We start from the raw sequence: 14152 nt of genomic DNA on the forward strand, positions 1-14152 counted from the left end.
TTTGGAGGGCTTTTTTATTTGGGGCATATGAAAACGGGCTGTGCTGCGTTTTGTATATTTGCGTCACTTAAAAGCCTGAAATGAAATATTTTTTCATCGTTATCCTTTCCGTGTGCTGCTGCCTTATTGGATACAGCCAGAACGACCAGCTTTGGAAAGGATATTTTTCATACACTTCGATTAAAGACCTCGCCACGTCCGCAAACCGGATTTACGCCGGTTCGGAAAACAGTATTTTCTCAAAAAACAGTGCTACGAATGAAATCAAGACCGTCAATACGATTGACGGACTGCCGAGCGAAACGATTTCGAGCATCTACCATACCAATGCTTCTAACAAAACCTTAATCGGTTATGAAACCGGGTTGATGGTCGTCATCAATGATTCCGATGGCAGCATCCTTAAAGTGGTCGACATCCTCAACAAGCAGCTGCCCCCGAACATCAAGAAAATCAACCATTTTATGGAGTTCGAGGGCATCGTCTACATTTCGTGTGATTTCGGGATTGTGCAATACAACCTGAGTACGCTGCAGTTCGGGGATACCTATTTCATCGGCGATGGCGGTACCGAAATTGCCATCAGCCAGACCGCGGTTTTTGACGGTAAGATATTTGCCGCAACCAGGGATTTCGGTATCCGCAGGGCCGATCTTACCAACCCCAACCTAAACGATTTCAGTCAGTGGACAACCATCAGCGGCAATGGCTGGGCGGGCATCGAGGCCTTTGGCAACGACCTCTTCATGGTGACCAATACCGGCGAACTGAAGCGCTACGCAGGTGGCGGGTTTTCGAATATTGCCCTTTTGCCGGAAGCCCCGAAAGATCTGCGCAGCAGCGGCGGAAAACTTTTGGTTACCACTGCGGGCCATGTTTTTATATACAACGAAAACTATGCGCTTGAGCGCGATTTGCAGTCGGCCGAAATACAGACCGCCAACGTGCGGTTCACCTCCGCTGCGATTGTCGGCAACACCCTATATATAGGAACAGAATCAAACGGCGTGTATGCGACAGGCGTGACAGCCGGCGCGGTGTTCCAGAACATCACCCCAAATGGTCCGGTGCGCAACAACATCTTCGCGATTACCGCGACTTCTGAAAACCTTTGGGCGGCCTACGGCGATTATACGGTCGACTACAACCCTTATCCACTCGACTATTACGGCGTGAGCAAACTGTCTCCAAACGGCTGGCTGAACATTCCTTATCAAACGATACGTGATGCTGTCGGGCAGGAAGTGGCATCTTTGGTCAGGATTACAGCCAATCCGTCCGACGAAAACCAGGTCTATTTCAGTTCGTTCCACTCCGGTCTGCTGAAATTCCAGAATGACGAACCCGTAGCATTGTTCAACCAGACCAACACCAACAACGGACCCGAAGGTCCCCCCGGAGATCCCACCTACCGCGTGGATGGCACGGCTTTCGATAAATCGGGTAATTTATGGGTAACCAACAGCATCGTGCGAAACGGCCTTAAGGTACTGCGCGCCGGCGGCGGATGGCAGTCTTTCGACCTGCAGGGACTTTACGACAACGTGGGAAAATTCAATATCGGCAGGCTCACCATCGACAAGAACGGCACCAAATGGATGCCCACCCGCGACGATGGGCTGGTCGCGTATAACGAAAACGGCAACATAGGCAAGTCCATCAAATCAGGCGCCGATGCCGGAAACCTGCCCATAGACAACGTGCGCGTGGCCACAGTCGACAACCGCAACCAACTCTGGATCGGGACAACCACCGGACTGCGGGTGCTGTCAAGCGTAGACAGCTTCTCAGCCGACACCCAGATGACGACCCGGCCCATAGTTATCCAGGAATTTGTAGACGGGCAGCCCGTGAACATTGAACTGATGTCCGGCCAGTTCATCACCGATATTGTCATCGACGGTGGCAACAACAAATGGATCGGTACGGCTGATGCCGGCGTGTTCCACTTTTCATCAAATGGCGAGGAAGTGCTGCATATCTTTAACAGCAGCAACTCGCCTCTGCCCAGCAATTCCATCAACGATATCGAGATCAACAAGGCAACGGGCGAAGTGTTTTTTGCAACCACCAAAGGCCTGGTTTCCTATAAGGGTACCGCGATTTCGGCGAGCGACGACCTGAAGAACGTGCTGGTATACCCCAATCCGGTGCGCCCTGAATATGACGGCACCGTGAAAATCACCGGACTCACCGATAAGGCTACAATCAAGATTACCGATATCGAGGGCAGTCTGGTGTACGAAGTCGTGTCAGAAGGCGGCTCCATAGAATGGGACACACGGGCTTTCGGGAAATACCGCGTCGCTTCCGGCGTGTACATGATTTTCGTCTCAAGCCAGGACGGCATGCTGACAACAGTGAAGAAAGTAATGATTGTAAGATAGGACGCGGGAAGCAGGTGACATTTCTTACCCCTTCCGCACACCCTACACCGTTTATCCATGAACGTTAAAACCCGCGCCATTGTCATTTCCGCTGTCAGATACCAGGACAAAAACCTGATTGTAAAATGCTTTACGGAATCGGACGGGCTCAAGTCCTATTTTGTACGCTCCGCTTTTTCGTCGTCCAGGAACAACCACAAAATCGCCTATTTCCAGCCGATGAGCATACTGGAAATCGAAGCCACGCACAGGAACAAAGGCACGCTCGAACATTTCCGGGAGATACGGCTCGCAACCCATTATCAATCGATTCCGGGCCATGTCTCGAAAGCCGCGATCACGCTTTTTGTGTCAGAGATGCTGCACCATGCTATCCACGAACACGAAAAAAACGCGGCGCTTTTCGAATTCCTGCTCACGGCGATGGAATGGCTCGACAACCATGATGAAATCGCCAACTTCCATTTGATCCTGCTTCTCGAAATCACAAAATTCCTGGGCTTTTATCCCGATGTTACCCAGGTCTCTCTGCCGTTTTTCGACGTTTCCGAAGGCGTCTTCAATGAGGCCGGCGGACTAAACTCGCTTCCTGAATCTGAAACCGTACTGCTCCGGAAACTCCTTTCGCTGCGTTTTCACGACGGCCACAAGGCCTTTCATGTCTCAGAACGGCAAACCCTGCTGCGCATCCTGGTCGATTATTACGCCCTGCACCTTGATGGCTTCAGGAAACCGAAGTCCCTCGAGGTTTTGCGCGCCGTTTTTAGTTGATTTTTTGGGCGCGTCCCTTCGGGCCGGGCTCTCCGCGGTGCACGGCACCTTGCTGCGATCCCTCGCGCAGCGCCTGCTAAATAGGCACAGTTGTTCCAAATTTCCGCGGTGTCCCAACTTTCTGACTTTCGGCTTTTGACTCTTCCGGGAAATCATTACTTTCGCAGATTGATTTTACAAAACGACTGAAAATGAGTACGAAATTTACGGAATACAAAGGACTTGACCTGCCCACAGTGGCGTCAGAAGTCCTTGATTTCTGGAAGAGAGAAAATATATTCGAAAAGAGCGTCACCACACGTGAAGGACACGAACCGTTTGTCTTTTTCGAAGGCCCGCCGTCCGCAAACGGCCTACCCGGAATCCACCACGTAATGGCGCGTGCCATTAAGGACATCTTCTGCCGCTATAAAACCCAAAAAGGATATCAGGTGAAACGCAAAGCGGGATGGGATACACACGGCTTGCCCGTAGAATTGGGTACTGAAAAAGAACTCGGGATTACGAAGGAAGACATCGGGAAAACCATTTCCATTGAAGACTATAACGAAGCCTGCAAACGCACCGTGATGCGCTATACCGATGTGTGGAACGACCTTACTGAAAAAATGGGCTACTGGGTCGATATGGAAGATCCTTACGTGACCTACAAATCGAAATACATGGAATCGGTGTGGTGGTTGTTGAAGCAGATTTACGACAAGGGATTGATGTATAAAGGCTACACCATCCAGCCATACTCTCCAAAATCCGGAACGGGACTGTCTTCGCACGAAGTCAACCAGCCCGGGGCTTACCGTGATGTTACTGATACTACAATTGTGGCGCAGTTTAAGACGAAGCCTGAAACACTCCCAGCATTTCTGCAGGGTTTTGGCGATGTCCATATTTTAGCCTGGACGACCACGCCATGGACATTGCCTTCAAATACCGCTTTGACGGTCGGGCCGGACATTGATTACGTTTTGGTAAAGACATTGAATCAATATACTTTTGAGCCTATAAATGTCGTATTGGCCAAGAATCTCGTTGGAAAACAGTTCGGAAAAGGGTTTTCGGAAAGCAGCGATCCGGCCGATTTCACAAATTACAGGGCCGGCGACAAACAGATTCCATATTCCGTTCTGGCAGAAGCCAAAGGAAAAGACCTCGTCGGCATCCGCTACGAACAATTGCTGCCTTTTGCCCTACCATACCAAAACCCGGAAAACGCTTTCCGCGTCATTTCAGGTGACTTCGTAACCACGGAAGATGGAACCGGAATCGTACACACGGCACCGACATTCGGCGCCGATGATGCGAAGGTGGCCAAAGAAGCCACACCGGAAGTCCCGCCAATGCTCGTATTGGACGAATATGGGAATGCCGTTCCTTTGGTAGACCTGCAGGGAAAATTCACCTCACACGTTGGACCTTATGCAGGCAAATATGTGAAAAATGAATATTACGACGCCGGCACAGCGCCTGACAAATCGGTGGATGTTGAAATCGCGATCCAGTTAAAGGAGGAAAATAAAGCCTTTAAGGTGGAGAAATACGTACACAGTTACCCGCATTCCTGGCGCACTGATGAGCCGCTTTTGTATTATCCCTTGGATTCCTGGTTCATCAAAATCACAGACGTGCGTGATCGTATGTTCGACCTCAACGACACCATCAACTGGAAGCCTAAAGCCACCGGAGAAGGCCGTTTCGGGAACTGGCTCAAGAATGCCAATGACTGGAACCTTTCGCGTTCACGGTATTGGGGAATCCCTTTGCCGATCTGGCGTACGGAAGACAAACAGGAAGAAATCCTGATCGGTTCAGTGGAGGAACTGTACAATGAAATCGAAAAATCAATCGCGGCAGGGTTCCAGAAGGAAAATCCATTCAAAGGCTTTGAGATCGGGAACATGTCTGAAGCCAATTATGATTCGGTGGACCTGCATAAAAATGTTGTTGACGCCATTACGCTTGTTTCGCCTTCGGGAAAACCGATGACGCGCGAAACGGATCTGATCGACGTCTGGTTCGATTCGGGCGCCATGCCTTACGCCCAATGGCATTATCCATTTGAAAACAAGGAAAAAATCGACGGAAATACAGACTTTCCCGCTGATTTTATTGCCGAAGGTGTCGACCAGACCCGTGGATGGTTCTACACCCTACACGCTATCGGCACTTTGGTTTTTGATAAAATCGCTTATAAGAATGTGGTTTCCAACGGACTGGTACTCGACAAAAACGGACAGAAAATGTCAAAACGCCTCGGCAACGCCACCGATCCGTTTGAAACCATAAAAGAGTACGGCGCCGATGCCACCCGCTGGTACATGATTTCAAACGCCAACCCATGGGACAACCTCAAGTTTGATATCGATGGCATTGCTGAAGTACGCCGCAAATTCTTCGGCACCTTATACAACACGTATTCGTTCTTCGCCCTGTATGCAAATATCGACGGGTTCCGCTATGCGGAAGCCGAAATACCGCTGGAGGAGCGGCCTGAAATCGACCAATGGATCATCTCTGAGCTGAATACACTGATCAAGGACGTGGACGGTTTTTATGCTGATTACGAGCCGACAAAAGCCGCACGTGCCATTTCCGACTTCGTTCAGGAAAACCTGAGCAACTGGTATGTGCGTTTGTGCCGCCGCAGATTTTGGAAAGGGGATTACGCCCAGGACAAGATTGCTGCTTACCAGACGTTATACAACTGCCTGGTATCCGTAGCAAGACTCAGCGCCCCGATTGCACCGTTTTTCATGGACCGGCTGTATACTGACCTTACCAAAGCGACAGCAACAGAGGGTTTTGAGTCGGTGCATCTGGCTGAATTTCCGCGATTCGTTGAAAACTTTGTTAATAAAACGTTAGAGAGCAAAATGGAGAAGGCGCAAACCATCTCCTCATTGGTTTTATCACTGCGTAAAAAGGAAATGATTAAGGTTCGCCAACCGCTGCAAAAGGTAATGATTCCAATACTTGACGCCAAACAAAAGGAGCAGATCGAGGCCATTTCAGACCTGATAAAAGCCGAAGTGAACGTAAAGGAAATCGATTTGCTCGACGATGCATCAGGGATTCTGGTGAAGCAGATTAAGCCTAATTTCAAGGCTTTGGGTCCTCGTTTCGGAAAGGATATGGGTCTGATTTCCAAAGAGATACAATCGTTCACGCAGGAGCAGATTGGCCAGCTCGATAAAGACGGTACGCTGACGCTTGTTATTTCAGGAAATACTATAACTTTAACATTAGAAGACGTAGAGATTACGTCCCAGGATATCGAAGGATGGCTGGTGGCCAACGCCAACGGGATTACAGTCGCGCTGGACATTACCATCACGCCGGAACTGAGAAATGAGGGCATCGCGAGGGAACTGGTCAACAGGATCCAGAACCTGCGAAAAGATTCCGGGTTTGAAGTCACTGACAAGATCCGGGTACAGCTTGAAAGCGGAAATGAAATGCTCAGGGAAGCCGTGCAGGTAAATGCGGATTATATAAAATCTGAAACTTTAACTGAAACGATTTCCTTCATGGAAAGTTTACCTTCGGGCACCGAAATAGCATTCGACGATATCGAAACAAAAATATTAATTTCAAAATAAGACAAAAATGGTAGATGAAGTTGCCCGATACTCTGACGCGGACCTCGCAGAGTTCAAAGAAATTATCCTGAAAAAAATACAGAAAGCACAGGCAGACCTTGACCTTATAAAAAGTGCCTACATGAACGACCTCAATAATGGTACTGATGATACCTCCCCAACATTCAAGGCTTTTGAGGAAGGCAGCGAAACCATGTCAAAAGAAGCGAATTCCCAATTGGCGATCCGTCAGGAGAAATTCATCCGCGACCTGAAAAATGCGCTTTTCCGTGTCGAGAACAAAACCTATGGCGTATGTAAAGTCACCGGCAAACTGATCGGGAAGGAAAGGCTGAAAATCGTGCCGCATGCGACGATGAGCATTGAAGCCAAAAACCTGCAGCGGTAGTTTGACAAAAATTACAATCCTTAAATTCCATATTCCGATCTTCAGCCGATGATTGGAATTTGGAATTTTATTTTTATTTATTGTCCGCGGGATTAACTACTTTTGCCGCACAAAAAACCACAGTAATGTCTTTAAGAAGAGCCTATCTCATCATTTTCCTGATACTTTTAGTGGATCAGATCTCGAAAATCTACATCAAGACGCATTTCCGTTTACAGGAAGAGGTCGAGGTTTTCAGTTGGTTCAAAATCTATTTTATCGAAAATGAAGGTATGGCGTGGGGAACCAAGATTCCCGGCGACTACGGCAAACTGATCCTCACACTATTCCGCATCCTGGCCATCGGGGGGATCGGCTGGTGGTTGTGGAGTGCCGTAAAAAAACACGGATCGGATTACCTGATCGTGGCCATTGCATTGATTTTTGCCGGAGCCACCGGAAACATCATCGACTCTATCTTTTACGGGCTGATTTTTGACAGCAGCCATGGCAACGTCGCGACGCTGTTCTCGCCCCAGCCCTACGGCACACTGTTTCACGGGGATGTCGTCGACATGTTGTATTTCCCGTTCTTCAGCGCACACTGGCCGCAGTGGATGCCTGTGGTCGGCGGACAGGAGTTTAAATTCTTCAATGCCATTTTCAATATTGCCGATATGGCCATTTCGACCGGGGTGGGGATTTTGATTGTATTCAACAAGAAGGCATTTCACAAAGCGGATTAAGGCAGAAATACGTGCTGTTCCACACGCCTCAGCAGTTCTCAGTGCCTGGATTAAAATGATAAATCCTTTCGGGTGTGACGCAATAATCCAGCTTTACGTCGCTTTCGAAAACATCGTCCCATGGCCCGGCCGCTTCAAAAAAGGACAAACCAATCTTAATGGTCTCAGGCCGGCACCCCGAAAGGAACCTGTCGTAAAAGCCTTTCCCATACCCTACCCGGTTTCCTGAAGCGTCAAATGCCAGCAACGGCACGAATACCACATCAATTTTTTCAGGCTGCACTTCGATGCCGTCAACGGGCTCAGGAATGCCGTAGCCATTTATACGGAACCTCGTATTGTCCGTCAACAGGAAATGGGTCATTTCACCCGTAGTGAAATCGCTTCTGGACACGACAATATCTTTATCTCTGCCGGCCAGTAAATGCAGTATCGGCTCAGTATCGGGTTCGTTATGCGATGCCATCGGAAGGAACACATGGAAATATACCTTATCCCAAATCGGAAGGTGCAGCAACCGGTTTGCCATCGCAATGCTGCCGTCTTCAACCGCTGTCCCGGTCAGGGTGGCCCTCAACGCTTTGTAATGAAGGCGAAGTTGCTTTTTGTTCATTGGCTAAAATTAAGCAATCCCACGCGCATTCGCTAATGCTGTTAATATCGTTTACCCAATGGGCGAATTACTTAACTTTGCAGCATGACTCCTGAATTAAGCCTGCAGATCCAAACCCTGCCCGACAAACCCGGGGTGTACCAGTATTACGACAAGGAAGGGAAACTGCTGTATGTGGGCAAGGCCAAAAACCTGAAGAAACGGGTATCATCCTATTTCAATAAAGTGCATGATACGGCGAAGACCAATGTGATGGTGCGGAAAATCGTTACCATCAGGCACATTGTCGTCGCTTCGGAAAGTGATGCGCTGCTGCTCGAAAACAACCTGATCAAGAAGCACCAGCCGCGGTTTAATGTGTTGATGCGCGACGACAAGACCTATCCGTGGATCTGTATCAAGAAAGAACCCTTTTCGCGTATTTTTCCCACGCGCAGGATGATTAAGGACGGCTCGGAATATTTCGGCCCATACACCAGTTTCAAGACTGTCCATACGATACTGGACCTGATTAAGGAACTCTACCCGCTGCGAACGTGCAACTATGATTTAAGGGAAGAAAATATAGAAAAAGGAAAATTCAAAGTCTGCCTTGAGTTTCACATCGGCAATTGCAAAGGCCCTTGTGAAGCGCATGAAACATTGGAAAATTACCAAAAACATGTGGATGCCATCCGGCAGATCCTCAAAGGCAATTTTAAGGAAAGCCTGCGCGAATTTTACAAATCAATGAAATCCTGTGCCGCCGAAATGCGTTTTGAGGAAGCGCAGAAAATCAAGGAAAAAATCGAGGTGCTGGAAAACTACCAGTCACGCTCGATGGTCGCTAACGTCAAGGTGACCAATGTGGATGTGTTTTCCATCATTTCAGACGAAGCCGTAGCTTACGTGAACTTCCTGCAGATTTCGCACGGGTCGGTCATCCGGTCACACACCCTCGAGATCAGGAAAAAACTCGAGGAACCGGATGAAGAGCTGCTCGCGCTGGCGGTGGTCGAACTGCGTGAGCGGTTTAACCTGCTGACCAGGGAAATCATCCTGCCGTTTGATATCGATCTGGGCGAAAACATCAAAGTCACCGTACCGCAACTCGGCGATAAGAAGCAATTGCTCGAACTTTCCGAACGCAACGCCCGTTACTACCGCCTCGATCAGTTGAAGCAGCTGCAGATTGTCGATCCGGACCGGCATACCACCCGCATCATGGCGCAGATGCAAAAAGACCTGCGCCTCAATGTAGAGCCGCGCCACATTGAGTGCTTTGACAACTCCAATATCCAGGGCAGCAACCCAGTGGCGGCCTGCGTGGTATTTAAGGACGGCAAGCCCAGCAAGAAGGACTACCGGCACTTCAACATCAAGACCGTAGAAGGGCCGAATGATTTTGCTTCGATGGAGGAAGTGGTCTACCGACGCTACAAAAGGCTTCTCGACGAAAACGAACCGTTGCCGCAACTGATCATCATAGACGGCGGGAAAGGACAGCTTTCGTCAGCATTGAAAAGTATCGATGCACTCGGCCTTCGCGGAAAGGTAGCGATCATCGGAATCGCCAAGCGCCTGGAAGAGTTGTTTTACCCCGGCGACAATGTGCCGCTGTACCTGGACAAAAAATCCGAAACACTCAAAGTCATCCAGCACCTGCGCAACGAGGCGCACCGCTTCGGGATTACCTTCCACCGCGACAAACGAAGCAAATCAGCGTTGAATTCGTCGGTGGAATCCATTCCCGGCATCGGTGAAAAGACCATGATTGTGCTGATGAAGCATTTCAAGTCGGTCAAAAGGCTGAAACTGGCTTCGGAAAAAGAAATTTCGGAAGTTGTCGGTGTATCGAAAGCGAAAAAAATTACCGACTTTTACAATTCGAAAACAACCTAAACATGAAAAACATTGCTCTGTTGGTCATGATGTTATGTGCATCGCTGGCTTCTTTTTCACAAGAGCAACATCAGGATCCGCGGCCCAAGGTGGGGCTGGTCCTGAGTGGTGGTGGCGCCAAAGGTTTTGCACACATCGGCGTATTGAAGGTGCTCGAGGAAGCGGGGATCAAGATCGACTACATCGGCGGTACGAGCATGGGTGCCGTGGTCGGCGGACTGTATGCTTCCGGCTATAACGCGACGCAAATCGATTCGATTTTCAGCTGTACTGATTTTGACGAACTGCTTAAAGATTATATCCCAAGGTCATCGAAAAACTTTTTCGGCAAGCGCAATGACGAGTTGTATGCGCTGCAACTGCCCTTCAACAAGTTTCGCATCGGTATACCCACCGCACTTTCCAAAGGCATGTACAATTACAACCTGCTGGCGAGGCTGACCGACAACGTGCGCCACATCCGGAATTTCGCCGAACTCCCCATCCCGTTCGTCTGCGTGGCCACCGACATTGAAACCGGGCAGGAAGTCATACTGAAAAATGGCTATCTCGCGCAGGCCATGCAGGCCAGTTCGGCATTTCCGAGCCTGTTTTCACCGGTCGAACTTGACGGACGGCTGCTGATTGATGGCGGAGTGACCAACAATTACCCGATTGAGGAGGTACGAAAAATGGGCGCCGACATCATTATTGGGGTTGACGTGCAGGACGACCTCAAAGACCGCAAATCACTTAAGGACGCCACGCGCATCCTTGTTCAGATCTCGAACCTGCAGATGATTGAAAAGATGAAACAGAAAGTGAAGTCGACCGATATTTACATCAAGCCGGACATCGCGGATTTTTCGGTGATTTCCTTTGATGAAGGCAGAGACATCATCAAACGCGGCGAGGAAGCGACTTTTGCGGTATATGAGAAAATCAAGTCGCTCGCCGATGCACAGCATCCGTACAAAAGGCCGGACATCAGGCACGGCAATGACAGCATTTCGGTTTTTAAGATTACGACCAATAAACTGGACAACTACACACGCGCCTACATCATCGGAAAACTGAATTTCAAGCCGGATTCAAAAATCTCATATGCCAATCTTCGCAATGGCATCAATGCTTTGAGCGCGACTGAAAACTTCAGCGCGATAGGATATTCGCTCGAAAAAAACGGCGACCGCGACGACCTTAAATTACAGCTTACTGAAAACGAGACCCGCACCTACCTGAAATTCGGGCTACACTACGACGGCTTGTTCAAGAGCGGCATCCTGATTAATTTCACCAACAAAAAGACATTCCTGAAAAATGACGTGCTCTCCGCAGACCTGATCCTGGGAGACAACCTGCGCTACAATTTTGACTATTATATCGACAATGGTTTTTACTGGAGCTTCGGACTCAAGCTCAAGTACAATCATTTCAACCGCAACAGCCTGATTGACTTTCATGACGGGCAGCTGCTCGAACTGCTGCACATCAACTCGCTGAACATCAGTTTTTCTGACTTTACCAACCAGGCTTACTTGCAGACGATTTTTGCACAAAAATTCCTTATCGGCGCCGGTATTGAATACAAGGCGCTGAAAATCCGTTCGGAGACGCTCGGCAATACCGCACCCACTTTTGAAAAAAGCGATTATACGAGCGCATTCGGTTACCTCAAATACGATTCGTACGACAATAAATATTTCCCGAGCCGTGGCTGGTACTTTTGCGGTGACTTCCAGTCTTACCTGTATTCCACAGATTATACTGATGCGTTTGAGCCGTTTTCGATTGCCAAAGGAAACTTCGGTATAGCGCAGACCTTATTCCCAAGAACCACAGTACGCGTGGAGACTGAAGGCGGCTTTGCGATAGGTGAACGGAGCATTGACTTTTTCAATTTTATCCTGGGCGGATACGGCTTCAATGAGCTCGACAACATCCGGCCTTTCTATGGTTATGATTTCCTGAGCCTGACTGCCGACAGTTATATCAAGACCGCATTCACGCTTGACTATGAATTCTTCAAGAAGCACCATTTTAATGTGACTGCAAATTATGCAAACCTGGGCGACAAATTGTTCCAGGACACAGAATGGATCACCAAACCGCGTTACACCGGCTACGCTGTCGGTTACGGGCTTGAAACGATTATCGGACCGATTGAGGTAAAGTACAGCTGGTCGCCTGAATTGGCGAAAGGCTTTACGTGGTTCAGCGTGGGCTTTTGGTTCTAGGTCGTCGAAAATTTATCGCCTCCGATTTGGAAAAAAACGATATATTTGGATTTCATTAACAACCATAACACTGATATATGTCAATCTGGAGAAGAAAATCACTGGCGCAATTGATGAGCGAAGCGTCGGAATCAGAAAAAGGATTAAAAAGGACGCTGACGGCCTGGTCACTGGTCGCATTGGGAATCGGGGCCATTATCGGTGCCGGACTCTTCGTAAGGACCGCGACTGCCGCTGCACAAAACGCAGGGCCCTCGGTAACGATTGGATTTATCGTAGCGGCAATCGGATGCGCATTGGCCGGGTTATGCTACGCCGAATTGTCGTCGTCCATCCCGATTTCAGGCAGCGCTTACACTTACACTTACGCCACCATGGGCGAATTGCTCGCCTGGATTATCGGCTGGGATTTAATCCTTGAATACGCCGTCGGCGCCGCGACAGTGGGCATAGCGTGGAGCGAATACCTCAACAATTTACTGACCAATGTCCTGCACGTCAGTCCCATACCCTACTCGCTGTCCCATTCCCCGTTCCAGTCGATGACAGATCCGGCTACGGGCGAGGTGCTGCACGGAATGATCAACCTGCCGGCCTTTTTTATTGTGGCGTTGATCAGTTTGCTGCTCATTAAAGGCACGCAGGAATCGGCATTTGTCAATGGACTGATCGTCGTGCTTAAGACTTCCATTGTAATCATGATCATCATTTTCGGCTGGCATTTTATCAATGATGCAAACCATACGCCTTACATTCCACCTGTGTCAACCTACACTGATGAGTCCGGCGTCGGGCACCATTTCGGAGGGATTATGGGCATACTGGGTGCTGCCGGAACCGTATTCTTTGCCTTTATCGGTTTTGATGCAGTAAGTACCGCAGCACAGGAAACCAAAAATCCGAAACGCGACATGCCGATTGGTATCCTGGGATCCCTGGCGGTATGTACCGTGTTATATATCCTTTTTGCGCATGTACTGACCGGGGTGGCCACCGTGGAAGATTTCAGGACAGGAGGCAAGGAAGCGTCAGTCGCCTTCGCCATCAGCAAATATATGGTCGGTTATGAGTGGCTCGCACAATTTGTAACCGTGGCCATCCTCGCCGGATTCTCTTCAGTAATCCTCGTGATACTTTTAGGGCAGTCCCGCGTTTTTTATGCCATGGGTAAAGACGGATTGCTGCCAAAAGCTTTCGGCGACGTACACCCTAAATACAAGACACCTTATAAAGCCAACCTCGTCATTTTGGTTATTGTCGGATTGTTTGCGGCATTCATTCCGGGTGACATTGTAGGCGATATGACCGGCATCGGAACGTTGTTCGCGTTCATTCTTGTCTGCATTTCAGTCATCGTGTTGCGGAAACGCGAACCGGATATGCCCCGTGAATTCCGGACCCCGTTTGTGCCTGTGGTGCCAATCCTGGGCATCGCCGTTTGCCTGGCCATGATTTACGGCCTGGGCTGGACCAATTGGCTCAGGTTAGCCGGATGGCTCGTACTGGGACTGATTTTCTATTTCACCTACGGAAAGAAGAACAGCAGGCTGAACCAACCGCAGCCATAATGCATGG

The 14152-nt window shown here is 49.2% G+C and carries 9 protein-coding genes; 8 read left to right on the top strand and 1 reads right to left on the bottom strand.

What is annotated here, in order from left to right; all coding sequences use genetic code 11:
- Positions 1 to 80: 80 nt before the first annotated feature.
- The 5 genes from porZ (at position 81) to HYN48_RS03035 (ending at position 7867) form a co-directional block, all read left to right on the top strand.
- On the top strand, positions 81 to 2387 hold the full coding sequence (gene porZ / locus HYN48_RS03015) for a type IX secretion system anionic LPS delivery protein PorZ (protein ID WP_108369726.1): 2307 nt from the start codon (positions 81 to 83) through the stop codon (positions 2385 to 2387).
- A gap of 57 nt (positions 2388 to 2444) precedes the next feature.
- A complete protein-coding gene (gene recO / locus HYN48_RS03020) occupies positions 2445 to 3158 on the top strand; it encodes a DNA repair protein RecO (protein WP_108369727.1) in 714 nt (237 codons plus the stop codon).
- 191 nt (positions 3159 to 3349) lie between these two features.
- A complete protein-coding gene (gene ileS, locus HYN48_RS03025; protein WP_108369728.1) occupies positions 3350 to 6754 on the top strand; it encodes an isoleucine--tRNA ligase in 3405 nt (1134 codons plus the stop codon).
- Between the two features lie 7 nt (positions 6755 to 6761).
- Positions 6762 to 7142: a TraR/DksA family transcriptional regulator gene (locus tag HYN48_RS03030; protein ID WP_108369729.1), complete on the top strand. Its 381-nt coding sequence runs from the start codon at positions 6762 to 6764 to the stop codon at positions 7140 to 7142.
- A gap of 125 nt (positions 7143 to 7267) precedes the next feature.
- Positions 7268 to 7867, top strand: coding sequence for a lipoprotein signal peptidase (locus HYN48_RS03035; RefSeq protein WP_108369730.1), 600 nt, complete (start codon positions 7268 to 7270; stop codon positions 7865 to 7867).
- Between the two features lie 28 nt (positions 7868 to 7895).
- On the opposite strand, the gene HYN48_RS03040 is transcribed toward HYN48_RS03035, so the two are convergent.
- On the bottom strand, positions 7896 to 8480 hold the full coding sequence (locus HYN48_RS03040) for a 5-formyltetrahydrofolate cyclo-ligase (RefSeq protein ID WP_108369731.1): 585 nt from the start codon (positions 8478 to 8480) through the stop codon (positions 7896 to 7898).
- Positions 8481 to 8564: 84 nt separating this feature from the next.
- Here HYN48_RS03040 and uvrC point away from each other — a divergent pair, with 84 nt between their 5' ends.
- The 3 genes from uvrC (at position 8565) to HYN48_RS03055 (ending at position 14145) form a co-directional block, all read left to right on the top strand.
- Positions 8565 to 10361 carry an excinuclease ABC subunit UvrC gene (uvrC, locus tag HYN48_RS03045; RefSeq protein ID WP_108369732.1) on the top strand — a complete coding sequence of 599 codons (1797 nt, stop codon included), beginning with the start codon at positions 8565 to 8567 and terminating at the stop codon, positions 10359 to 10361.
- A 2-nt stretch (positions 10362 to 10363) separates the two neighbouring features.
- Positions 10364 to 12577 carry a patatin-like phospholipase family protein gene (locus HYN48_RS03050; RefSeq protein ID WP_108369733.1) on the top strand — a complete coding sequence of 738 codons (2214 nt, stop codon included), beginning with the start codon at positions 10364 to 10366 and terminating at the stop codon, positions 12575 to 12577.
- Positions 12578 to 12654: 77 nt separating this feature from the next.
- On the top strand, positions 12655 to 14145 hold the full coding sequence (locus HYN48_RS03055) for an amino acid permease (RefSeq protein WP_108369734.1): 1491 nt from the start codon (positions 12655 to 12657) through the stop codon (positions 14143 to 14145).
- The last annotated feature ends 7 nt before the right edge of the window (positions 14146 to 14152 follow it).

Origin of the sequence: Flavobacterium magnum (assembly GCF_003055625.1) — a bacterium.
Classification (GTDB): domain Bacteria; phylum Bacteroidota; class Bacteroidia; order Flavobacteriales; family Flavobacteriaceae; genus Flavobacterium; species Flavobacterium magnum.

Bases quoted from the DNA above. Each gene is read 5' to 3' on its own strand.
- porZ (WP_108369726.1), top strand. From the start codon at position 81: ATGAAATATTTTTTCATCGTTATCCTTTCCGTGTGCTGCTGCCTTATT.
- recO (WP_108369727.1), top strand. From the start codon at position 2,445: ATGAACGTTAAAACCCGCGCCATTGTCATTTCCGCTGTCAGATACCAG.
- ileS (WP_108369728.1), top strand. From the start codon at position 3,350: ATGAGTACGAAATTTACGGAATACAAAGGACTTGACCTGCCCACAGTG.
- HYN48_RS03030 (WP_108369729.1), top strand. From the start codon at position 6,762: ATGGTAGATGAAGTTGCCCGATACTCTGACGCGGACCTCGCAGAGTTC.
- HYN48_RS03035 (WP_108369730.1), top strand. From the start codon at position 7,268: ATGTCTTTAAGAAGAGCCTATCTCATCATTTTCCTGATACTTTTAGTG.
- HYN48_RS03040 (WP_108369731.1), bottom strand. From the start codon at position 8,480: ATGAACAAAAAGCAACTTCGCCTTCATTACAAAGCGTTGAGGGCCACC.
- uvrC (WP_108369732.1), top strand. From the start codon at position 8,565: ATGACTCCTGAATTAAGCCTGCAGATCCAAACCCTGCCCGACAAACCC.
- HYN48_RS03050 (WP_108369733.1), top strand. From the start codon at position 10,364: ATGAAAAACATTGCTCTGTTGGTCATGATGTTATGTGCATCGCTGGCT.
- HYN48_RS03055 (WP_108369734.1), top strand. From the start codon at position 12,655: ATGTCAATCTGGAGAAGAAAATCACTGGCGCAATTGATGAGCGAAGCG.